The organism is Verrucosispora sp. CNZ293 (assembly GCF_002754655.1).
Map to the genome: position 1 here is coordinate 3,265,850 of NZ_PEFR01000001.1, position 23,108 is coordinate 3,288,957.

Consider the following 23,108-nt stretch of genomic DNA (forward strand, 5'->3'; position numbering starts at 1 on the left):
TCATCACCGGTCTTCCTCACGGGGTGGGGCCGGCGCGTCGACCTGCTGCGGGTCGGCGACCGCCGGTTCGCTGGCCAGGTCGGCGGCGGACACCTCGCGACGGGCCGCCCGCCGGACGATCTCCCGGTCCTCGATGTCGTCCGGGACCTCGTCGTCGCCGGTCAGATACCAGCTGCGGTAGCTGATGGCCAACAGGAAGGCGGTGAAGCCGAAGGTGATGACGATGGCGGTGAGCACCATGGCCTGGGGCAGCGCGTCGCTCATCGCGCTCTCGTCGCTGACGCCCACCACGGGCGGCTCCCCGGCCCGGCCGCCGAAGACGATGAGCAGGTTGACACCATTGCCGATCAGGATGACGCCGAGCAGGACCCGGCTCAGGCTGCGTTCCAGCAGCAGGGTCACGCCGCAGCCGACGAGGACTCCGATCGTGACGAAGGAGACCAGGTCGGCGCCCGCGCTCATGGCCGCGCCTCCCCTTGCCGACCGGCCAGCCCGCCGCCGGCCCCACCGGCCATCTCGATGTGGCGGTCCACCTCGGCGCCGAGGCTGCGCAGCACGTCCAGCGCCAGCCCGATCACCACCAGATACACGCCGACGTCGAAGAAGAGGGAGGTGACCAGGTAGAAGTGGCCGATCAGGGGCAGCCACAGGTCGACAGTGGCGCTCTCCAGCACGGTGCCGCCGACGACCAGGGCGACCACTCCGCTGCCGACCGCGAGCAGCAAACCGGCGCCGAGCACCGTGCCGGCGCCGATCGGTGCCGCCTCGACCAACTCGTAGCGGCCACCGGCGAGATATCGCATGGTCAGGGCCAGGCTGGCCACCAGTCCACCGGCGAAGCCGCCGCCGGGTGCGTTGTGCCCGGAGAAGAGCAGGTAGAGGGAGAAGAGCACAGCGGTGTGCGAGATCAGCCGGGTGACCACCTCCAGCACGATCGACCGTTGCCGCTCGTGCAGGGTGGCCCCGCCGCGTAACCAGACCTCGCGGCCGGCGGGTTCCGCGTCCTCGGCGACCTCCCGTCGACGGGGACGTGGCCCGGTGCGGGACTGGTGGAAGATCAGACTCGCCACTCCGGTCGCGGCGGCCACCAGCACCGCGGCCTCCCCCAGGGTGTCCCAGGCGCGAATGTCCACAAGGGTCACGTTCACCACGTTGCGGCCGTGCCCCTGCTCCACCGCGAGGTGTGGGAAATCCTCGGAGATGGAGCGCGCCTGCCGGGCCGCCGCGGCTCCGACCGCCAGCGCGGCGACTGTCGTACCGACGATCGCCCCGATGGTCCGCCGGATCCAGCGACTGCGCCGCAGCGGTCGCATCGAGAACCGCTCGGGCAGTCGACGCAGCACCAGCACGAAGATCGCGATGGTCATGGTCTCCACGAGGAACTGGGTGAGCGCCAGGTCAGGCGCGCCGTAGAGCACGAACAGCATCGCGGTGCCGTAGCCGGTCATGCCGACCAGGAGCATCGCTGTCAACCGTCGGCTGGCCCCCACGGCGAGCAGCGCGGCGACGCAGACCACCAGCAGCACCACCGGCTGCGCCGGGGTGGCCCACAGGTCCAGAGACTGCTCCCAGGGCTGGATGAAAAACACCGCCCCGCCCGGCACGGCGGCCAGGACGATCAGGATGAGACCGAGGTACTGCGGCAGCGATCCCCGCTGGGTGACGCTTGTGACGTCCACCGCGACCCGGTCGAAGCGGTGTGTGATCCACTCGTACCCCCGTTGGCCGGTGACCGGCCAGCGCAGTCTGGCCACCACCGGAGCCACCGGGCCCCGCAGCGCGAACAGCGCGGTACCACCGGCCAGGGCGAGCACGGACAGACCGAGCGCCGGGGTGAGTCCGTGCCAGAGGGCCAGGTGCTGGCCGACGGGGCCGAAAAGTTCGGGGTACGGGCGGAGCAGGTGATCCAACGCCCCGGCGGCCGGGCCGGTGACGAGCCCGACGACGGCCAGCAGGGCCGGAGGGATCAGCATCGACGGCGCGATCCGGCCCAGATCGGTGGCGGTGGCGCCGGGACGGTCGGCGAAGGCCCCCCAGACGAACCTGATGCTGTACGCGACAGTGAGCACGGTCCCGGCGACGAGCACCGCAAGCACCAGCGGCTGATCGGCGAAGGCGGCGAACACGGCCTCCTTGGCGACGAAGCCGAGCAGGGGTGGCAGCCCGGCCATCGAGGCCGCGGCGAGCACGGCGACCCCGGTCAGCACCGGCGCGGTGCGCCGCAGCCCGGACAACGCGCGCAGGTCCCGGGTCCCGGCGCCGTGGTCGATCACGCCGACCACGAGGAACAGCGCCGCCTTGAACAGCGCGTGGGCCAGCAGCATGGCGACCCCGGCGAGCGCGGCGTCCGCGGTGCCCACTCCGACCACCACCGTCAGCAACCCGAGTTGGCTGACCGTGCCGTGGGCCAGCAGCAACTTGAGGTCGGTCTGCCGCAGCGCCGCCCAACCGCCCACCAGCATGGTGGCCAGGCCGGCGATCACCACCACCGGCCGCCACGGCCCGACCACGGCGAGCACCGGGGTGAGCAGGCCCAGGAGATAGACGCCGGCCTTTACCATCGCCGCCGCGTGCAGGTACGCGCTGACAGGTGTCGGCGCGGCCATCGCCACCGGCAGCCACGAGGTGAACGGCAGCACCGCCGACTTGGACAGCGCGCCGAGCAGGATCAGCAGCACCGCGACGACCAGGTACGCCCCGCCGGGCAGCGGCTGCTGCCCGAGTTCCGACCAGCGGTAGGTACCGGCGTGGTGGCCGAGCATCAGGAACCCGATGAGCATGGCCAGGCCACCGAGGGTGGTCACGGTGAGCGCCTGGGCCGCCGCCCAGCGGCTCGACCGACGCTCGCTGCTGTGCCCGATCAGCAGGTACGAGAAGACCGTGGTGAGTTCCCAGCACACGTAGAGCAGCAGCAGGTCGTCGGCGAGGACCAGCCCCAGCATCGCCCCGGCGAAGGCGACCATCACGCCCGCGTACCGCGAGTTGCCGAGCGCGTCCGGCGGGAAGTACCGGGCGCTGTAGCCGAGCACCAACGCGCCCACACCGCCGACCAGCAGGGTCATCAGCCAGGACAGGGTGGTCATCCGCAGCGCCAGGTCCAGCCCCAGCTCCGAGATCCACGGGTACGTCTCGACCACCGCACCGCCGTGGGCCACCTCGGGTGTGCGTACCAACGCCCAGCCGAAGGCGGTGGCCGGCACCAGGGCCAGCAGGTAACAGGCGCGCGGACCCCACCGGCGGACCAGCAGTGGGGCCACCACGGCCGCCACCAGGTGCAGGATCAGCAGTACGAGCACGCGCGCTCCCGGTCGAGGTGGCCGAGACGCCCCACGGGGGTTGGGGCACCTAGGAGCGATCAGACGACAGTTCGGCGTGCTATGGATGCTTTTTCCGAAATGAGCACACTTTCGCCGTCAATGCGGCCGAAGGCGCGCACCGACCGAATCAGTTGTGCGCGGCGACGTCCGGCGCGGCGCTTCCGCCGGCACGACCCGGGCGCCCGTCGACGACCAGGTCCGGCCGACCGAGCTGGAACGCGGCCTTGTTGACAAGTCGCTGGGCGGCGGCCAGGGAGCGCACGGACAACAACCGGCCACGGCTCTCGCGACGCAGCACGAAGTAGTGCACGGCGGCCCGCACCTGGGCTCGGTCGGCCGCGCTGGCCTGCGCGGTGGAGACGACAAGCTCACGGAGGCAACTGGCGAGCCGCTCGGCCAGTTCGAGATCGGGGCCCTGCAGCCCGGCGCGCAGGGCTGTGACATGGCTGTCGACCTTGCGGATCAGAACGTCGGTGCCGGATCCGGAACTCCGCTCCTCGACGGCCATCCGACTCCCTCCACCGCTCGCCACGACGCGGGTGAAGTTACTTTATGTTGCCCCTCAAGAGCAAGCAGTTAAGTAAGACTTAACGGATTCTAGGCGTAAGTCGCTCTTAACGCCTTAACAAGACATATCCCGCCCAGCTCGCGGTGAACGAATGTCGGTACCCGGGGGCAGGATGGGGTCGTGGCGGATTCCAGCACGGCCCCGGCGAGCAGGCGCTCGCCCGGTTCGGGCCGGCGACCCGGGAGTGGTTCGGTGCGGCGTTCGCCGCGCCGACGGCGGCGCAGGCCGGCGCCTGGAACGCGGTGGCCGCCGGCCGGCACGCCCTGGTCGTGGCCCCCACCGGCTCCGGCAAAACCCTCGCCGCGTTCCTGTGGTCCCTCGACCGGCTGTCCCGCGAGACAGCCCCGACCGACCCTCGGCGGCGCTGCCGGGTGCTCTACGTCAGCCCGCTCAAGGCACTCGCCGTCGACGTCGAACGCAACCTGCGCGCCCCCCTCACCGGCATCCGGCAGGCCGCCACCCGGCTCGCCCTGCCCCCGCCGGAGATCACCGTCGGGATGCGCACCGGTGACACCCCCGCCGACGAGCGGCGGGCCTTCGCGCGTACCCCGCCGGACATCCTGATCACCACGCCGGAGTCCCTGTTCCTGCTGCTCACCTCGGCCGCCCGGGACTCGCTGCGGGGCGTGGAGACCGTGATCGTCGACGAGGTGCACGCGGTCGCCGGCACCAAGCGCGGCGCCCACCTGGCCCTCTCCCTGGAACGGCTCGACGAGTTGCTGCCCGCCCCGGCGCAGCGCATCGGCCTCTCCGCCACCGTCCGGCCGCTCGACGAGTGCGCCCGCTTCCTCGGCGGCGCCCGCCCGGTCGAGGTGGTGGCCCCGGTGACCGCCAAGACGATCGAGGTAAGCGTCCAGGTGCCGGTGGAGGACATGACCCGCCTCGACGAGCAGGCGGCGGCGGAGGACGACCTCGCCGGTCCGCGTACGGCGTCCATCTGGCCGGCTGTGGAGGAACGGGTCTTCGCCCTGATCAGGGCGCACCGCTCGACAATCGTCTTCACAAACTCCCGACGCAGCGCCGAACGCCTCTGCGCCCGACTCAACGAGTTGGCCGCCGACGAGACAGCCGCGGCGACGTCTCCCGCGACCGGCTCGGCGGCGAGGACACCTGCCGAGATGATGGCCCAGGCCGGCGCGGTCTCCGGGGCACCGCCGGTCATCGCCCGGGCGCACCACGGCAGCGTCTCCCGGGAGGAACGCCGGCAGATCGAGGAGGCGCTCAAGGCGGGCCGGCTGCCGGCGGTGGTGGCCACCTCCAGCCTCGAACTCGGCATCGACATGGGCGCTGTCGACCTGGTCGTGCAGATCGAGGCACCGCCCAGCGTGGCCGCCGGCCTGCAACGGGTCGGCCGCGCCGGGCACCAGGTCGGCGCGGTCTCGCGGGGAGTGGTCCTGCCCAAGCACCGGGGTGACCTGCTCTCCTGTGCCGTGGTCGCCGAGCGGATGGGCGAGGCCGCCATCGAGGAGCTGCACCATCCCCGCAACCCGCTGGACGTGCTCGCCCAGCAGATCGTCGCGATGGTCGCGCTTGACGAGTGGCGGGTCGGCGACCTGGCGAGCGTGGTCCGACGGTCCGCGCCCTTCGCCGAGCTGCCCGACTCCGCGCTGCACGCCGTACTGGACATGCTCTCCGGCCGTTACCCGTCGACCGCCTTCGCCGAGCTTCGACCCCGACTGGTGTGGGATCGCGCCACCGACGTGCTCACCGGCCGTCCGGGCGCCCAGCGGCTCGCGGTGACAAGTGGCGGCACCATCCCCGACCGGGGACTCTTCGGCGTCTTCCTGGCCGGCGCGGAACGGGCCGCCCGGGTCGGCGAGCTGGACGAGGAGATGGTCTACGAGTCCCGCGTCGGTGACGTCTTCCTGCTCGGCTCCTCGTCCTGGCGGATCGAGGAGATCACGCCGGACCGGGTGCTGGTCTCCCCCGCCCCCGGGCAGGCGGCGAAGATGCCGTTCTGGAAGGGCGACCAGCCGGGCCGGCCGGTGGAACTGGGCCGGGCGATCGGTGCCCGGGTGCGGGCCCTGCTGCGGCAGGACACCGAGCAGGCCACCGCCGCGCTGCGGGCCACCGGGCTGGACGACTGGGCCGCCGGAAACCTCCTGACCTACCTGCACGAACAGCGGGCCGCTACCCGGGCCCTACCGGACGACCGGACGGTGGTCGTCGAACGTTTCCGCGACGAGCTGGGTGACTGGCGGCTGGCCGTGCACAGCGTCCTGGGTGCCCGGGTCAACGCACCCTGGGCGTTGGCCATCGGTCGCCGGCTCGCCGAACGCTACGGGGTCGACGCACAGGTGATGCCCGCCGACGACGGGATCGTGGTGCGGCTGCCGGACACCGCCGACACCCCGCCCGGCGCCGATGTGGTGGCCTTCGATCCAGAGGAAGTCGCCCAGCTGGTGGAGGAGTCGGTGGGCACCTCGGCGCTGTTCGCCGCCCGGTTCCGCGAGTGCGCCGCCCGGTCGCTGCTGTTGCCCCGCCGCGATCCGCGCCGCCGGCAGCCGCTCTGGCAACAACGGCAACGCGCCGCCCAACTGCTCGACGTGGCCCGGGAGTACGCCGACTTCCCGGTCACCCTGGAGGCGGCACGGGAGTGCCTGCAGGACGTCTTCGATCTGCCCGCCCTGACCGAGGTGATGCGCGACCTGGCCGGCCGCCGGGTGCGGCTGGTCGAGGTGGAGAGTGCCCGGCCGTCCCCGTTCGCCCGGTCGCTGCTCTTCGGCTACGTCGGTGCCTTCCTCTACGAGGGGGACGCCCCGCTGGCGGAGCGCCGGGCCGCGGCACTCACGCTGGATTCGGCGCTGCTCGGCGAACTGCTCGGCCGGGTCGACCTGCGCGAGCTGCTCGACCCGGCGGTGCTCGCCGAGACCGAACGGCAACTGCGTTGGCTCACCACCCAGCGCCGTACCCGCGACGCCGAGGATGTGATCGAGCTGCTCCGCCAGCTCGGCGACCTGAGCACCGGTGAGCTGGCCGAGCGCGGCGCGCCCGAGGCGTGGCTGACCGACCTGGCCGCCGCCCGGCGGGTGCTACGGGTACGCATCGCCGGGGAGGAGCGCTGGGTCGGCGTGGAGGATGCCGGCCGGTTGCGCGACGCCCTCGGCGTGGCCCTGCCGGTCGGCGTGGCCGAGGCGTACCTCGAACCGGTGGCCGACCCGCTCGGCGACCTGGTGACCCGGTACGCCCGCACGCACGCCCCGTTCACCGCCGCCGCCTGCGCGGCACGGTTCGGGCTCGGGGTCTTCGTGGTCGAGCAGACGCTGCGCCGGCTGGCGGCCACCGGCCGGGTGGTCTCCGGTGAGTTCACCCCGGACACGGCCGGCACCCAGTGGTGCGACGCCGAGGTGCTGCGCCTGCTGCGCCGCCGTTCCCTCGCCGCGCTACGCCGGGAGATCGAGCCGGTGCCGCCACGGGCCCTGGCCACCTTCCTGCCCCGCTGGCAGCAGGTGGGCTCCTCGGCCCGGGGGGTGGAGGCGGTGGCGGCGACCGTCGAGCAGTTGCAGGGTGTCTCGGTGCCCGCGTCGGCGTTGGAACGGCTGGTGCTGCCGGCCCGGGTCGCCGACTACTCCCCCGCTCAGCTCGACGAGCTGTGCGCCAGTGGCGAGGTGCTGTGGGCCGGCGCGGGGGCGATCTCCGGTGGGGACGGCTGGGTCAGCCTGGCGTACGCCGACTCGGCCGCGCTGCTGCTCCCGCCGCCGGACGAGACTCTCGCCCGTACGCCTCTGCACGACGCCGTGCTGGACGCCCTCGACGACGGGCAGGCGCTGTTCTTCCGGCCCCTCGCCGACCGGGTCGGCGCCACCGACGACGCCGAGTTGACAGCCGTCATCTGGGACCTGGTCTGGGCAGGTCACCTCAGCAACGACACCCTGGCACCGTTGCGGGCGGTCCTCGGTGCCGGTGGCGCGCATCGCGCCCGCCCGGCCGCCGCCCGAGGCCGTTACCGGCGGCCGGGACGGGTGGCACTGCCGAGTCGCGGTGGCCCACCGACCGTGGCCGGGCGCTGGTCGCGGTTGCCGGCGCGGGACACCGACCCGACCCGCCGCGCCGCCGCACTCGCCGACGTCCTGCTGGAACGGCACGGTGTGCTGACCCGGGGCGCGGTCCTGGCCGAGCAGGTCATCGGCGGGTTCGCCGCCGTCTACCCGGTGCTCGCCGCGCTTGAGGAGCGTGGCGCCGCCCGGCGGGGATACTTCGTCGACGGGCTGGGCGCGGCGCAGTTCGCGGTGCCCGGCGCGGTGGACCGGATCCGCGCCGAGCCGCTGGACGGCGGCCGGCCCCGGGGCGGAGCCGCAGTGGTGCTGGCGGCCACCGATCCCGCAAACCCGTACGGCGCGGCGCTGCCCTGGCCGGAGCGGGTCGTCGACTCCGGCGACGCGACCTCGCCGCCGACCACCGGGCACCGGGCGGGTCGCAAGGCCGGGGCGCTTGTCGTGCTTGTCGAGGGTGAGCTGGCGCTCTACGTGGAACGGGGTGGGCGGACGCTGCTCTCCTTCACCGACGACGCGGACGCGCTGGGCGCGGCCGGCAAGGCACTTGCCGACGCCGTCCACTCCGGCGCGTTGGGCCCGATGTCCGTGGAACGTGCCGACGGCGAATCCGTACGCTCGTCGCCGCTGCGCGACGCGCTCACCGCCGCCGGCTTCCGCACCACCCCCGCGGCCTCCGCCTCCGCCCCTAACCCACCCCCACCCCACGCCCTCCCCCACCCCCACCACCGCCGCGATCTTGCACTTTTCGTCGCGACAATTCCCCTCAAGTAGGACATGTCGGCGACCAGAAGTGCAAGATCGCGCGCACCGGGAGGGAGGGAGGGAGGGAGGGAGGGAGGCTTCAGCGGAGGGTGTCGAGGACCTTCTCGTAGCGGGGGCGGTCGGCGCGTGGGGTCGGTGCCTCAAGGTAGTTGAGCACCACCGTGCCGCTGCGGTAGGCGGCTCCGCTCCACCGCTCGGCCAGGTCGCCGGCGCTGCTCTCGTCGGGAAAGACGTAGACGGCCACGTTGTCGGTCACGACAAGCTCCGAACAGCCCAGCCCCAACCCGTCAGGTCCACAGTCGACGGAACGGTCCCGGACGTTCGCCGCCTTGAGCCCGGCCGCTCGGAACGCTGCCACGACCTCCCGGCCGGTCGGTGCGCCGGCCTGGCGCGGCGGCAACTCCACGGGCGGCGGGCTCGGCGGGCGTCGCTCGGTGGTGCCACCCGCCCCCGGACCGGCCGCCGACGACCGGGGCGCGGCGCTGCTCGGGGCGGCTGGGCTCGCCTCGCCGGTGGGGGCGGGCAGGGCGGTCGGGCTGTTCGGCGAGGCCGGGTCCGCCGACGGTACGGCGACCGTCGGTGTCGGTGCGGCGGCGGGCGACCTGTTCGGCTCCGCACCACAGGCGGTGACCGCGACGGTGATCATAAGCAGGGCGACGGCTGACAGGCTCCGGTGGCTCACCCAGGCAGTCTGCCCAACCGGAGCGGGCCGCAGGCAGTGGCCGGTCGGCCAGCCGTGCTGTCGGCTATCCGGCAACCGGACATCGACAGCACCGCGACACCGACAACACGCGACGGCGACAGCACCGCGACACCGACAGCACCACGCCACCGACAGCACGCGACGGCGGCAGCACCGGGCTCACCTGTTCCGCGCCCTTTGCCCACGCCGTCATCGCCCGTGGCGGCGGATCCAGGGCGTACGATCCGGTGCCGTGACCAGCAGCAGCGCCCGCGAGTCGCGGGCACCGGCCGGGGTCGTCTCGCTGACCACTGATTATGGTCTCGCCGACGGTTTCGTGGCGGCCTGCCACGGGGTGATCGCCCGCCTCGCGCCCATGCTGCGGATCATCGACGTGACCCACCTGGTGCCGCCGGGTGACGTTCGTCGGGGCGGCGCGGTACTGGCCCAGACCGTGCCGCACCTGCCGCTCGGGGTGCACGTGGCGGTGGTCGACCCGGGGGTCGGCACGAGCCGTCGGGGTGTCGCCCTGGGCACCCCCGCCGGCCTACTGGTGGGCCCCGACAACGGCCTGCTGCTGGACTCCGCCGAGGCGCTCGGCGGGATCACCGGGGCGGTGGAGCTGACAAATCCGCGCTGGCTGGCCCCTCGGGTCTCGGCCACCTTCCACGGACGCGACGTCTTCGCGCCTGTCGCGGCCCGGCTGGCCCTCGGTGCCCCGCTGGCCGAGGCCGGCCCGACGGTCGATCCGGCGTCGCTGGTACGGCTACCGGAGCCGCTGGCCCGCCGGTTGCCTGACGGGTTCGTCGCCGAGGTGCTGACGGTGGACGGGTTCGGCAACGTCCAGCTGGCCGCCCGGGCCGAACTGCTCGACCCGTTGCCGGCACGGGTCCGGGTGGGTCCGGTGGCCGGCGATCCGGCCGCTGCGGACAGCCCGGCGGGTAGCGGCGGGTGGGAGCGGGAAGCGGTGCACGGGCGTACGTTCGGCGATGCCCCGGTCGGCGCCCTGGTGGCGCACGCCGACTCGGCCGGCCGGGCGGCGCTCTCCGTCAACGGTGGACACGCCGCCGAACTGCTCGGGGTGGTCCCGGGTACGCTGCTGCGGGTCCGGGGTTCCGGCGTCGTGGGGGACGCTCCCGGACAATACGGATGAACCGTCTACTGTGGAAAGCTGTCAAGGTGGATGATCGCTGGGTTCCCGCCGCTTGCCCCTGCTGCGCGTACCGGACCGGCGGCGGCACCTGCCCGGTCTGTTTCTGGACAGATGACGGTCAGGCCGACGCCGACGCGGACGTCGTCCGTGGCGGGGCGAACGGGGACCTGAGCCTGTCGCACGCCCGCCTCAATTTCGCCGTCTACGGCGCCTGCCACCCTCGGTACCAGGAACTGGTGCGGACGCCGAGGCCGGAGGAGATGCCCTGAGCCAGCCGACCGGGCGCTGCTGAGCACCCGGTGACGCGGCGGGCCGGGCCGGCGTGGGAGGACACCGGCCCGGCTCGGGGTGCCGCCTCAGCAGAGCGGCACCGACCCACCCCAGACCGCCGAGATGTACGCGTGACTGACGAACTGCCCACTGGCCAGGCGGTTCCACCGGTTGGTGGTGCGGTACGGCCCGACGACGGTCTGCCCGGCCACGTAACACTGGATCGGCACGTTTGCGTGCTGGGCGGCCAGGCCCCGGGACTGGTAGCCGGTGCCGGGTCCGGCCCGCACGGTCAGCGGGCCGTCGCCGACCACCCCACGGGGGCCGGTGCCGGTCCACAGGTACGCCACGTCGACCCAGGCGTTCGTGGTCAGCTGCAACCCGTCCCAGAACGTCCCGTCGGCGAGGTCGATGCCGGCCGGGTTGAGCACCACCCGACCGAACTGGTCCCGCCCGCCGTTGTAACCGTTCTGGTAGGCGGCCTGCGCCTGCGGCAGGCCCTGCGGCAGGGCCTTCCAGTTCTCCCGCACCGCGCTGAGGTTCCAGTAGTCGTCGCGGGTGTTCCACGGGCCGACGTCCCATACCGGGGCGTACTCGCAGCGGCTGCCGGTGACGGTGCAGACCCGCACGGTGTAGTCACCGGTGTTGCGCGGGGACAGTCCCCGGCGGGACGGCAACGCCACGAAATGGTCCCGGACGCGGACCGTGTGACCGTTCGCGGTGACCTCGCCGACCAGTCCGACCCGGGTCGCGTACACCCGGTAGGTCAGGCCGGGAGTGGCGGCGGTGGTGGCGGCGACGGTGTCGGCGGTGAGCCGGACGGCGCGGACCTCGGTGCTCGCGCCCGAACGGCTGCCGGTGAGCACCACCCGGGCCTGCACCCGACGGACCGACTGGTCGAAGACGGCCGTCGGCGCGGCGTCGCGCCACTCCGTCCAGCCGGTCGTCCGCCAGCCACGGACCTGGACGGTCGCGGTGGCACCCGGCTTGGCGGCGACGGTGACCTGGGCGCGGATCCGGTTGGCGGAACGACTGAGGGCACGCGGTGAGGCCACCAGCATGCCCTCGGCGACCGCACTGCGCCGGGCGGGCGCACCGGGTGGCCGGGCGTCGGCCAGTCGCAGGCCCGCGCGGGTGTGTCGCACGTTGACGTCGTCGGCGTCGACGACCGACAGGTCGGCGGTCCACCGGTCGGGCCGGGCGGCCGATGAGGCGGAGGTCGGATGCAGAGCTACGACGAGGGCGGTGGCCAGCAGGACGGCCAGGACGGAACTGCGGGGATGATTCATCAGCATTCTCCTCAGAACTCCCCGATAGTGCCTATATCAGTAGATCGAATAGAAGCGCCATACAAATAGCGATACATGTGAATTGCGCTCGGGTGAGGGAGAATGGTGCCGTGCCCGAAGGTGACACCGTCTGGAACACCGCCCGCGTCCTGGAACGCGCGCTTGTCGGCGCCCGGCTGACCGGCAGCGATTTTCGGGTGCCCTCGCTCGCCACCACCGATCTCGCCGGCTGGGCGGTACGCGACAGCGCCAGCCGGGGCAAACACCTGCTGCTCCGGCTGGACGCCCCCGCCGGCACCGGTGAGTCGCGCTGGACGCTGCACTCGCACCTGCGGATGGACGGCACCTGGCGGACGTACGCCCCCGGACAGCGGTGGACGGCCCGGCCGGCGCACCTGATCCGGGTGGTGCTGCGCGCCCCGGTCGCCACCGCCGTCGGTTACCACCTGCACGAGGTGGCGCTGGTGCCCACCGCCGACGAGTCGCGCCTCGTCGGTCACCTGGGCCCTGACCTGCTCGGCGCCGACTGGGATCCGGCCGAGGCGGTCCGTCGACTCGCGGCCCACCCAGACACCCCGGTCGGAGTGGCAGTGCTCGACCAGCGCCTGCTGGCCGGCGTCGGCAACCTCTACAAGTGCGAGGTGCTGTTTCTGCGCGGCATCCACCCGCGTACCCCCGTGCGGGAGGTGCCCGACCTCCTCGGCCTGGTGACCCTGGCGCAGAAGTTGCTGGCCGCCAACCGGGGGCGCTGGACGCAGAGCACCACCGGTTCGCTGGCACGCGGCCAGACCAGCTACGTGTACGGCCGGCGGGCGCAGCCGTGCCGGCGCTGCGGCACCGCCATCCGCAAGGAGGAACTGGGCGAACGGGTCACCTACTGGTGCCCCACCTGCCAGCCGGGCGAGCCGGCCTGAGCGCCGTACCTGCCGCGAACCGGCTGTTGCCGGCGGGCATCTTCCACACGGCGAGCTGGGCTGCCGGCGTGCATCTTCCACGCGGTGGTCTGGGCAGGTCGGAGCCGGTGGACGGCCGGTCACGCGACAGGCGCGGAGTGGCGGCGACGACACGCCGGCAGCTCGGCAGATTGGCACGAAAGGGGACTTCCTAACCGGCCATCTCGCGTCGCATGCTGCGGTTGAGGGCTCACGGAACGTCAGCACGCGCGTCCGCGCCGCCACGTCGGGGTGGTGGCCGCCGCGCCCCGATCACCGGGAGAGCCATGGCCGTGTTCCGCAGACTCCGGTCGACCTGGCTGGACCGCGCCGCCCGCACCGACAAGCCGGGCCCGCCGAGCGCCGTCCCTCCCGCCCGGACCGGCCCGGAGGCGGAGAACGACAACGCCGCCCGTACCCGCCCCGGCGTACCCGCCGAGCCTGACGCCAGCGCCCCCGCCCCCGCGCCGCGAGCACCCGCACCGGCCGCGCCGCCGCACCAGGTAGCAGCCGCGCCGCCGATGCCGGCCACTCTCGATCCGACGGCGACGCCCCGCTGCTTCGGCCCGGTGCCCAACCACGCCTACAGTCCCCTGCCCGCCCGCGACGAGGACGGGCAGGCGGTCACCGGCACCGGGCTGCGCAAGTTCGTCGACCCGCTGCCCGGCCTCGGCCCGCTGGGTCGCACCCCGCTCGGCGCGCACCTGCCGGTCGCCGTACCCGACACGATCACCTATCCGGGCTGCGACTACTACGAGATCGGGCTCCAGGAGTACACCCAACGGCTGCACCGGGACCTGCCGGCCACCCGGCTGCGCGGCTACCGCCAACTCAACCTGGGCACCGACCCGGACGGGCACAACACGGTCGCCCCGCCACGACGACCGTGGCACCTCGGTCCGGTCGTGCTCGCCCGACGCGGCCGGCCGGTACGCATCAAGTTCATCAACCAACTGCCCACCGGCGACCTCTTCCTGCCTGTCGACCCGACGGTGCCCGGCGCCGGCCCGGGGCCCCTCGACGGGCCGGCGCCCTACCCGCAGAACCGGGCGGTGCTGCATCTGTGCGGCGCGCTCACCGGCTGGATCAGCGCCGGGAACCCGTGGCAGTGGATCACTCCGGCGGGCGAGATCACCCCCTATCCCACAGGTGTCAACCTGGCCCACGTGCCGGACATGGCCCACCCCGGCCAGGGCGCCACCACCCTCTACTACCCCAACGACCAGAGCGGGCGCCTGCTCTGGTTCCATGACAACACCGTCGGGCTGTCCCGGCTGACCGTCTACTCCGGTCAGCTCGCGCTCTACCTGCTCACCGACGACGCGCAGGAGCGGTTGATCACCGACGGGACGCTGCCGGCCGAGCAGTTGCCGCTGGTCTTCGAGGACAAGACGTTCGTGCCGGACGACGCCCAGCTCGCCGCGCAGGACCCGACCTGGGACCGGGACCGGTGGGGGACCCGGGGTTCGCTCTGGCATCCGCACGTCTACCAGTCCCGGCAGAACCCGTACCGCCGCGACGGCGTCAACCCGACCGGCCGGTGGGACTACGCGCCCTGGTCGCGCACCGCCCCCGCCGGTGCCGACGCGTCCGCCGCAGCCGTGGCCAACCCGCACCACGACCCGGTCACCGACCCCGACGAGCCGCCGGAAGCCCCAGCTGTACCGCACCCGAGCGCGGTGCCCGCGGCGTACGGCGACACGGTCCTGGTCAACGGTGCCGCGTACCCGTACCTGGAGGTGCAGCCGAAGGTCCACCGGTGGCGCATCCTCAACGCCTGCACCGACCGTTGGCTCAACCTCCAGCTGTACCGGGCCGCGTCGGACGCGCCCATGTGGACGCCGGAGGGCCAGCTCGCCGATGCCGCCGCCGGTGAGGTGCCGATGGTCGAGGCGGTACGCACCCCGGACCGACCGGCGGACTGGCCCACCGACGGGCGGGCCGGCGGCGTACCCGACCCGGCGGCGGCCGGCCCGGAGATGATCCGGATCGGCAACGAGGGCGGCCTGCTACCGGCGCCCGTGGTCGTGCCGAACCGGCCGGTCGGCTTCCGTTACGACCGACGCGACCCGACAGTGCTCAACGTCGACGGTCACGCGCTGCTGCTCGCCCCCGGCGAGCGGGCCGACGTGCTCGTGGATCTCGCCACCGTCGACCCCGGCACCACGCTGATCCTCTACAACGACTGCCCGGTCCCGCTGCCCTGCTTCGACCCCCGCTACGACCACCACACCGGCGGGCCCGACCGCACCGCCGAGGGCGGCGCGCCGCCCACAGCTCCCGGGTACGGCCCGAACACCCGCACCCTGATGCAGCTCCGGGTGACCGGCACCCGGGCCACGCCGTACGACCTCGACCGGCTGCGGGACCGCCTGCCCGGCGCGTACGCGGCCAGCCAACGCCCCCCGGTGGTCCCGCAGCCGGCCTACGACGCCTGCTTCGGCACCACGAGCGCGGCGACCCGGATTCCGGTGCACGCCACCACCGTGGAGTTCACCCCGCCCGGCGGCGCACCGGTGAACCTGCCGTTGACCGTCACGTCCGTCCGGCAGGTCTTCGAGCCCGGGTACGGCCGCCTCACCGGCCGCCTCGGCGTGGCCCATCCACACGGCGGACCACGGGCTGAGGCCGCCCTGCCGCTCGGTCCCACCGAGCCGGCGACCGAGGTGGTACACGCCAGCGACCCGGCGCTGGCGGTCGGCACACCCGGTGACGGCAGCCAACTCTGGCGGGTACGCGGCTGCGGGCGGCAGAGCCATCCGGTGCGGTTCGACGGCCTCGACGTTCAGGTGATCGGCCGGGTCGGTCGGGACGGCACGATCCGGCCACCGCATCCCGGCGAACTCGGCTGGAAGCAGGTGGTGCGGGTCGATCCGGGAGAGGACGTGCTGCTCGCGCTGCGTCCCGAGGCACCGCCCCTACCGTTCAAGATCGGCGACAGCGTCCGGCTGCTCGACCCGGCGCGACCGGCCGGTGCCCGGCTGGACGCCACCCCGATCAGCCCGGTCGACGGGCGGCCCGCGTCGGTGGTCAACCAACTTGTCAACCTGGGCTGGGAGTGTCGCTGGGGCAGTGCGGCGGCGGGCCTCCGGGACCAGGGCATGAGCCGGCCGCTGGTGGTGCGGGTCTCGCCCCGGGCACCGACCGGGCTCACCGCCGCACCGGCCCCCGGCTCGGCGACCGCGCTGCCGGCGATCACCCTCGCCTGGACCGGGAACGGCAGCCGCCCACCGGCCACCAGCCACCTGCTGCAACGGGCCACCGACGTGACATTCACGAACGGTCTGACGACGATCACCGTGGCGGCCACGGCGACCCGCTACACCGACGCCACGGTCACCCCCGGCGTCACCTACCACTACCGCATCCGGGCGGAGAACGCGGCGAGCTGCTCCACCTGGTCGAACAGCGTTTCCGCGTCGGTGCAGCTCACCGCGCCGGCCAAGCTGACCGCGACAATTCCCCCCGCCGCACCGCTGCGGGTCGCGTTGCGCTGGGCCAACCACTCGTTCGCCACCGGCATCGACGTGCAGCGCGCGACGAACCCGACGTTCACCAGCGGACCCGGCACCACCGCGATAAGTGTCGGAGACAACCACCTGGACCCGGCGGTCGCGCCCGACACCACCTACTACTACCGGGTACGCACCACCTACCTGGGGGCCGCCTCGCCCTGGTCAACAGTGGCGACGGTGACCACCCCGCCCGCGCCCGGCACGCCGACCTCGGTCAGCGTGGCCAGCACCGCCCCCGGTCCGGACACCGCCACCGTGGTGCTGGGCTGGTCCGCCAGCACGCCCGCCGGCCAGGGTGCCGGCTTCACCGTGGAACGGGCCCTGGATCCGCAGTTCAGCCGGGAGCTGGCCAGCTTCACCGTCACCGGTCGCGGCTTCACCAACACCGGCCTGGCCCGGGGCGTCACCTACCACTACCGGGTGCGCTCGTTCAACGTGGTGGGCGCCTCCCCGTACACCGGCCCCATCCCGGTCACCACCCCGGAGTGACAGTCCTCCCTCTCGGGCGGACGGTGGCTCCGTACGGGAACGCCCGCAGTCAGGAGTCGGGGGCGCGGTCCGGGGCACCACCGATGTGCGCCGGCACCAGCCGCGCCTAGTGTCCACTCATGAGATCGAAATCGATCGACACCCGGCCTCGATGGTCGGTTGACCTGCCCTCCGCAGGACTAGTGGCGGCACCACTGGTCTGGCTGGCCGGTTGGGTGATCATGCGCCTCGGTGGCAGCTCCGGCCCCAACAGTGGCTGGGACGCGGCACACGCGCTCTGGATCGCGAGCTTCGTCCTCTTCGGCCTGGCCGCGTACGCTCTGTTCCGACTCGTCGACGGCTCGCCCCCTGGACGGGTGGCCCTCACCGTCGCGCTCATCGGAGCGGCGACGCTTGTCGTACAGATGGTCATCGACCTGGTGATCGGTCTCCGGGCCACCGACAAAGCCGTGATGACCGACCTCTATGACCAGGCGTTCGCGGTTCCCGGCGTAGAGCTGATCTTCTTCATGGTCGGCCCGATACTGCTCTTCGCCGGCCTGCTGGCACTCATCGCCCTGGCCGCGGTGCGGCGCGCCGTTCCGGTGTGGCGGTTGCTGCTGGTCATGGTGGGGATCGGCCTGATGGTCGCCGGTCGTCCCGCCGACGGAGCACTGCGACTCCTGGAAGGTCTGGGCGCCGTCCTCCTATGGCTGGCGCTGGCTCCCCTCGCCACCCAGGTCGACCCGACCGCCGCCGAACGGCGACAACACGTCACTGACAAAGAGGTTCGGGTCGCAGACGTGGCCGAATCCTGACGGAATTCTGATCAACGCGACGCGGCGGGGTGGGAGGCGGCGCGTAGTTCGGAGAGGGCTGAGGCGAAGCCATGGAGGAGATCGGTGGCCTCGGTGAGGCGGGCGGCGGCGGGGTGCTCGGTTTCGGGGCGGTACTCCTGGGCGAGGTAGCCGGCGGCGGCGACCACCAGGCGCTCGTACGCCGCCACACCCGCCTCCAACTGCCCGGTGAGTGCCTGGTGCGCCTCGGCCAGCGGTGGCTTCGCGTCGGTGGGGGCGAGACGTACCGCGCGTTCCACGCTGGCGACCCGGTTGGCCAGTTCACGCAGCGACTGTTCGGCGGCGGAGGCTTCGCCGACGGCCGGTTCGGCTAGGCCGGTCAGCCGGCCCGCCATGGATGCCATCGTCGCGGCGGCCCGGTCCAGGCGCTCCCACGGCTGGGCGGCGGCGGTGCCACGCAGCGCGGTACGGGAGCGAACCCGGCGCACCTCGGCCAGCACGCCGGCACCGGCGGGGAGCCGCTCCACGGCGGACACCAGGCGGGCCCGGTTGCGGGCGGCCACCTGGGCCGGGTCCAGCGGTGGCGGGGCGGGTTGGGCGGCGAGGGCACGCAGGTCAACCCAGCGCCAGCCGGCCAACGCGGTGGCCGCGCCCGCGGCGGCGGCCCAGGCCGCGTCGGCCAGACCGATCCCGGCGTACGGGGTCAGCACAACTGTCGCGCCGCCGAGCCCGCCGGCCAGCACGCTCCACCGCCGGGCCGAACCACGCAGTCTGCTCAGCCTGCGGAAGTACCGGGTGCGCTCGTCCGCTGCCACCGTGGCCTCCTCGATTTCTCCGCTCAGCCGGCGGCCGTGGTGTCGCCGGTGCCGCGCTCACGGCTCATGCTGGCGCGGATCTCGTCCAGCCGGGCCACCGCCGGGTCGGCCGTGGCCGGCTGATCGGCAACGGTGCCCCGGTCAGCGCCCGCGCCGAGCTGATCGCCGGCCATGCTGGCGCGGATCTGGTCCAGCCGCGCAGAACCGGCGGTGTCCAGGGTCGCCTTCTGGATCTCCAGCATCCGACCCTCGGTCGAGTTGCTGGCGAGCTCGGCGCGGCCCATGGCGTTGGCGTAACGGCGCTCGATGCGGTCGCGCACCTCGTCGAGAGTGGGGGTGCTGCCGGGAGCGGTGAGCGCCGACATCGACTCTAGCGAGGCGGCGACGCTCTCCTGCATCTTCGCCTGCTCCAGCTGGCTGAGCAGCTTGGCGCGCTCGGCGAGCTTCTGCTGGAGGATCATGGAATTGTTCTCCACCGCCCGGCGGGCCTGCCCGGCGGCGGCCAGCGCCTGGTCGTGCAGGGTCTTCAGGTCCTCCGCGGACTGTTCGGCGGAGACGAGCTGGGTGGCCAGGGTCTGTGCGGACTGCTCGTACCGCCCGGCCTCGGCCTCGTCACCCTTGGCCCGGGCCTGATCCGCCAGGACCAGCGCCTGGCGGGCGTTGGCCTGCAACCGCTCGACGTCGGACATCTGCCGGGACAGCTTCATCTCCAGCTGCCGCTGGTTGCCGATCACCGCGGCGGCCTGCTGGACGAGGGCCTGGTGCTGCCGATGCGCCTCGTCGATGGCCTGCTGGAGCTGCACCTTCGGGTCGGCGTGCTCGTCGATACGGGCGCCGAAGAGCGCCATCAGGTACTTCCACCCCTTGACGAACGGGTTCGCCATCTCCGCGCTATCCCCTCAATCACGTCGCTGTGCCTGCCCCACCCCGGAGGACCGGCCCGGCTACCGGCGATGGTGGATCCATCGTCCCAGCCGGGCGCCAACACGGCATCCGTACCGGCGAGAGGGGACGTCCGCGACCAACCCTACGCGGCGGGAGCTACCGCGACCATCGGCCACGAGGCTCAGGCGGCGCAGACCACGTCCCGGTCGCTGCGGTCGGCGGGCCGGACCCGGGCGGTACGCAGCGTGGCCTTGAGCGGGGAGTCCTGCCGCACGGAGACGGCGACGTTACCGTCGGAGGTGACCTGGCGTACGCCCCGGCCGGTGGCCTTGTGCACCGACGCGGCGGCGACCGGCGTCGACTCGGTCGGCTCGTCCTGCACCGGCACCAGCACGCCCGGCATCTGCTCGGCGAGCGCCACCGTGTCGCTGACCTCGCGCAACAGCTCGGAGAGGCGGGCGCCCAGCGCGTCGCAGATCGCCGCGAGCAGCTCGCTCGAGGGTTCCTTCTGACCGCGTTCGATCTCCGACAGGTAGCCCAGGCTGACGTTGGCTGCGGACGAGACCTCGCGCAGCGTGCGGTGCTGCCCCTGCCGGCGCGCCCGTAGTGCGTCACCGATCACCCGGCGTAGCAGGACCATCGCACCTCCCCTGAGGGACACAGTTCGCCCGGCCGACCGGCCTGTGGGAGCACCGGCTGTCGGAGCTTTCCCGCAACCGTACCCGCTGCGCGCCGCCGCGACATCCCGCCCCGCCCGGTCATCCCACTGGCCGCCGTCGGCCGCGCCACCGATCTGTGGCGGTCCAGGTGTCCGACACGCCGGGACAACAGCATCTGGGATGCCACCGATCGGCCGACGACGAGCCCGACGGCGTGCGGACCGGCGGCGGCTCAGGTCGGGTCGGGGACCTGGAGGTGCTCGGCTACCAGGCGCAACGCCTCGGTCACCGCGGCACCCCGGATGCGGTCACGGCCGCCGTCCAGGTCGAGCTGCCGCACCTCGGTGCCGTCCGGGCCGGCGACCGCGACGAAGACCAGCCCGACCGGCTTGCCGCCCTGGGGTTCCGGTCCGGCCACCCCGGTGGTGGCCAGTCCCCAGTCGGCACCACAGCGTCGCCGGCCACCCTCGGCGAGCGCCTTGGCCACGTCGGCATCGACCGGGCCCCGTTCGGCCAGCAGCGCCGCCGGCACGTCGGCCAGCCGCTCCTTCAGCTCGGTGGCATAGACCACAAGTCCGCCCCGGTAGACGGCGCTCGCCCCGGCGATCTCCACGACCGTGGCGGCCAGCAGACCACCGGTCAGCGACTCGACGGTGGCGAACGTCTCCCGCCGCTCGGCGAGACGATGCACCACCCCCGCCGCCACTGCGCCCATCGCACCCTCAGCCTCTCGCACACCCATGATCTGCATCCTTCCCGGCCCCGACGTGGTCTACGCGTCGCAACGCCGTCGACGGACGCTCACCTCTGAGCGCGACGCAGTCGGGTGGCCTGGGCGATGTAGTCAAGCCCGGTGACGAGGGTGACCGCGACCGCCGCGCCCATGATCCAGGGCCCGATCGGGGTGAGCGCCGCCGGCATCGGCCACAGGTACCAGGTGATGGCCAGTATCTGAAGCGCCGTCTTGATCTTTCCGCCCCGACTCGCGGCGATCACACCTCGCCTGATCACCCAGAATCTCAGCGCTGTGATGCCCAGTTCCCGGGCCAGGATGATCGTGGTCACCCACCACGGCAACCGGTCGTACCAGGAGAGCAGCAGCAGGGCGGCGCCGGTGAGCGCCTTGTCGGCGATCGGATCGGCCACCTTGCCCACGGCCGTGACGAGCGCGAACCGCCGGGCGATCCATCCGTCGACCAGGTCCGTGACCGAGGCCACGGCGAAAATCACGCAGGCGATGACCTGCCATCCGGCGTGCGTCATCCCCGACATGACCACCGAGGCCGCGAAAACCGGCACGAGCGCCAGCCGTAGCGCGGTCAGCGCGTTAGCGGCATTGACCACCGGCACCCGGGCCACCACCGGCACCGGTGGTGACTCCGTCGCCCCCGTCATGGCATCGCCCCGCTCGGCTGGCACACCCGGCACCGCACCTCGTGCCTCCTCCGCCTCGTCCCGGCCCACCGTCACCGCGCCGCGCCGGGCGCGGCGGAGATCATCTCATCCGGTACGGCGAGCAGGTCCACTCCCTCGGTGCCGGTCACCGTGGCGCGGACCAGGTCACCGGGGCGTAGCGCGGTCAGGTCGACGCCGCCACCGTCCGGGGCGACGAGCGTGGTCGACCCGTCCACCTCCGGCGCCTGGTGCGCGGCCCGCCCCTCGACGATCCCGCCGTCCACCGAATCGACGAGCACCTCCACCGCCGAACCGAGGCGGTCCTCGGCCCGCTGCGAGCACAGCTCGTCGGCGAGCGCGCTTAGCTTGTCGTACCGCCGTTTGATGGTGGCCGCGGAAACCTTGCCCGGTAGTCCGGCGGCCTCGGTGCCGTCCTCGTCGCTGTAGTCGAAGACGCCTATCGCGTCGAGCCGGGCCTCGGTGAGGAACCGCACCAGCTCGTCGACGTCGCCCCGGGTCTCGCCGGGGAAGCCGACGATGAAGTTGCTGCGCGCCCCCGCCTCCGGTGCCAGCTGCCGGGCGGCGGCCAGCAGCTCAAGGAAACGGTCGGTGGAGCCGAAACGACGCATCCGGCGCAGCACCGGCTCACTGGAGTGTTGGAACGACAGGTCGAAGTAGGGTGCCACCCCCGGCGTGCCGGCGATCGCCTCGATCAGCCCCGGCCGGGTCTCGGCCGGCTGAAGGTAGCTGGCCCGTACCCGGACGATGCCGTCGACGGCGGCGAGCTGCGGCAGCAGCTTCTCCAGCGCGCGTGGGTCGCCCAGATCCTTGCCGTACGAGGTCGAGTTCTCGCTGACCAGCACGAGTTCCCGGACGCCACTCTTGGCCAGCCACTCGGCCTCGGCGAGCAGCTCGTCGGGGGTGCGGGAGACGAACGCACCCCGGAAGGCGGGGATGGCGCAGAACGCGCAACGCCTGTCGCATCCGCTGGCCAGCTTGAGCGAGGCCACCGGACCGCTGTCCAGCCGGCGACGCAGCACCGTACGCAGGTGGGCCGGGGTGTGCTCGTCGACGTCGGCGCCACGGCCGTGCCCCGGCAGGGACACGGCGCTGCCGTGCCGGGCGACCGGGGTCAGCGGCAGCAGTTCACGCCGGTCGCGTGGGGTGTGCGCGGCGACCTCCCGACCGGCGACCACCGCGTCCAGCCGAGCGGCGATGTCGGGGTAGTCGTCGAAGCTGAGCACCGCCTGCGCCTCGGGGAGGCTGTCGGCGAGTTCCCGGCCGTAGCGCTCGGCCATGCAGCCGGCGGCGACCACCTTCGCCCCGGTGTCGGCGGCGGCCAGCAGGGTCTGGATGGAGTCCTGCTTGGCCTTCTCCACGAAGCCGCAGGTGTTGACGACCACCACGTCGGCGCCTTCGCCGTCGGTGGTCACCTGCCAGCCGTCGGCGTGCAGGCGGGCGGCCAGTTCCTCCGAGTCGACCTCGTTGCGGGCACAGCCCAGGGTCAGCAGTGCGACCCGGCGACCGTCGGGGGAAGGCGAGGAGGTGGCAGACACCATCCGAGGGTACCGGGCGGCGGTCCCCGCACCGGCGACGGCGGTATGAG

Annotated in this window: 16 protein-coding genes and 1 pseudogene; 6 read left to right on the forward strand and 11 right to left on the reverse strand. The window is 73.1% G+C overall.

What is annotated here, in order from left to right:
- Window positions 1-3: 3 nt before the first annotated feature.
- From CLT74_RS14765 to CLT74_RS14775, 3 genes are all read right to left on the reverse strand, one after another.
- Window positions 4-462 (reverse strand): Na(+)/H(+) antiporter subunit C, encoded by a 459-nt coding sequence (locus CLT74_RS14765; protein WP_099847064.1) that lies wholly within the window; start codon window positions 460-462, stop codon window positions 4-6.
- Window positions 459-3,296: a Na+/H+ antiporter subunit A gene (locus tag CLT74_RS14770; protein WP_099847065.1), complete on the reverse strand. Its 2,838-nt coding sequence runs from the start codon at window positions 3,294-3,296 to the stop codon at window positions 459-461. Before CLT74_RS14770 ends, CLT74_RS14765 begins: the two co-directional genes overlap by 4 nt.
- Window positions 3,297-3,444: 148 nt before the next feature.
- A complete protein-coding gene (locus tag CLT74_RS14775) occupies window positions 3,445-3,825 on the reverse strand; it encodes a hypothetical protein (protein ID WP_099847066.1) in 381 nt (126 codons plus the stop codon).
- Window positions 3,826-4,037: 212 nt separating this feature from the next.
- On the opposite strand from CLT74_RS14775, the pseudogene CLT74_RS14780 reads away from it, so the two are divergent.
- A pseudogene (locus tag CLT74_RS14780) lies at window positions 4,038-8,569 on the forward strand (ATP-dependent helicase); the annotation flags it as partial.
- Window positions 8,570-8,721: 152 nt separating this feature from the next.
- Here the strand turns inward: CLT74_RS14780 and CLT74_RS14785 are convergent.
- Window positions 8,722-9,324 (reverse strand): hypothetical protein, encoded by a 603-nt coding sequence (locus CLT74_RS14785; protein ID WP_143697166.1) that lies wholly within the window; start codon window positions 9,322-9,324, stop codon window positions 8,722-8,724.
- 253 nt (window positions 9,325-9,577) lie between these two features.
- On the opposite strand from CLT74_RS14785, the gene CLT74_RS14790 reads away from it, so the two are divergent.
- The gene (locus CLT74_RS14790; RefSeq protein ID WP_099847068.1) at window positions 9,578-10,477 is read left to right on the forward strand and encodes an SAM-dependent chlorinase/fluorinase; all 900 of its coding nucleotides are present in this window, start codon (window positions 9,578-9,580) and stop codon (window positions 10,475-10,477) included.
- Window positions 10,478-10,503: 26 nt separating this feature from the next.
- On the forward strand, window positions 10,504-10,746 hold the full coding sequence (locus tag CLT74_RS14795) for a CPCC family cysteine-rich protein (protein WP_099847069.1): 243 nt from the start codon (window positions 10,504-10,506) through the stop codon (window positions 10,744-10,746).
- A gap of 87 nt (window positions 10,747-10,833) precedes the next feature.
- Here CLT74_RS14795 and CLT74_RS14800 read toward each other — a convergent pair whose 3' ends face one another.
- On the reverse strand, window positions 10,834-12,036 hold the full coding sequence (locus CLT74_RS14800; RefSeq protein ID WP_099852021.1) for a hypothetical protein: 1,203 nt from the start codon (window positions 12,034-12,036) through the stop codon (window positions 10,834-10,836).
- Between the two features lie 110 nt (window positions 12,037-12,146).
- Between CLT74_RS14800 and CLT74_RS14805 the strand changes: the two genes are divergently transcribed.
- From CLT74_RS14805 to CLT74_RS14815, 3 genes are all read left to right on the forward strand, one after another.
- Window positions 12,147-12,950, forward strand: a complete 804-nt coding sequence (locus tag CLT74_RS14805) for a DNA-formamidopyrimidine glycosylase family protein (protein ID WP_099847070.1) — start codon at window positions 12,147-12,149, stop codon at window positions 12,948-12,950.
- Between the two features lie 305 nt (window positions 12,951-13,255).
- A complete protein-coding gene (locus CLT74_RS14810; protein WP_099847071.1) occupies window positions 13,256-16,972 on the forward strand; it encodes a hypothetical protein in 3,717 nt (1,238 codons plus the stop codon).
- 119 nt (window positions 16,973-17,091) lie between these two features.
- Window positions 17,092-17,769, forward strand: coding sequence for a hypothetical protein (locus CLT74_RS14815; protein ID WP_143697167.1), 678 nt, complete (start codon window positions 17,092-17,094; stop codon window positions 17,767-17,769).
- A gap of 11 nt (window positions 17,770-17,780) precedes the next feature.
- On the opposite strand, the gene pspM is transcribed toward CLT74_RS14815, so the two are convergent.
- The 6 genes from pspM to rimO form a co-directional block, all read right to left on the reverse strand.
- A complete protein-coding gene (gene pspM / locus CLT74_RS14820; protein ID WP_099847073.1) occupies window positions 17,781-18,563 on the reverse strand; it encodes a phage shock envelope stress response protein PspM in 783 nt (260 codons plus the stop codon).
- A gap of 23 nt (window positions 18,564-18,586) precedes the next feature.
- Window positions 18,587-19,447, reverse strand: a complete 861-nt coding sequence (locus CLT74_RS14825; protein ID WP_099847074.1) for a PspA/IM30 family protein — start codon at window positions 19,445-19,447, stop codon at window positions 18,587-18,589.
- A gap of 182 nt (window positions 19,448-19,629) precedes the next feature.
- Complete coding sequence (locus CLT74_RS14830) at window positions 19,630-20,088, reverse strand: helix-turn-helix domain-containing protein (RefSeq protein ID WP_099847075.1); 459 nt, start codon at window positions 20,086-20,088, stop codon at window positions 19,630-19,632.
- A 251-nt stretch (window positions 20,089-20,339) separates the two neighbouring features.
- The gene (locus CLT74_RS14835) at window positions 20,340-20,849 is read right to left on the reverse strand and encodes a CinA family protein (RefSeq protein WP_099852023.1); all 510 of its coding nucleotides are present in this window, start codon (window positions 20,847-20,849) and stop codon (window positions 20,340-20,342) included.
- A 59-nt stretch (window positions 20,850-20,908) separates the two neighbouring features.
- Window positions 20,909-21,502 (reverse strand): CDP-diacylglycerol--glycerol-3-phosphate 3-phosphatidyltransferase, encoded by a 594-nt coding sequence (gene pgsA / locus CLT74_RS14840; RefSeq protein ID WP_099852026.1) that lies wholly within the window; start codon window positions 21,500-21,502, stop codon window positions 20,909-20,911.
- Window positions 21,503-21,573: 71 nt separating this feature from the next.
- Entirely contained in the window at window positions 21,574-23,061 is a 1,488-nt protein-coding gene (gene rimO / locus CLT74_RS14845) for a 30S ribosomal protein S12 methylthiotransferase RimO (RefSeq protein ID WP_099847076.1), read from the reverse strand.
- Between the last annotated feature and the right edge of the window lie 47 nt (window positions 23,062-23,108).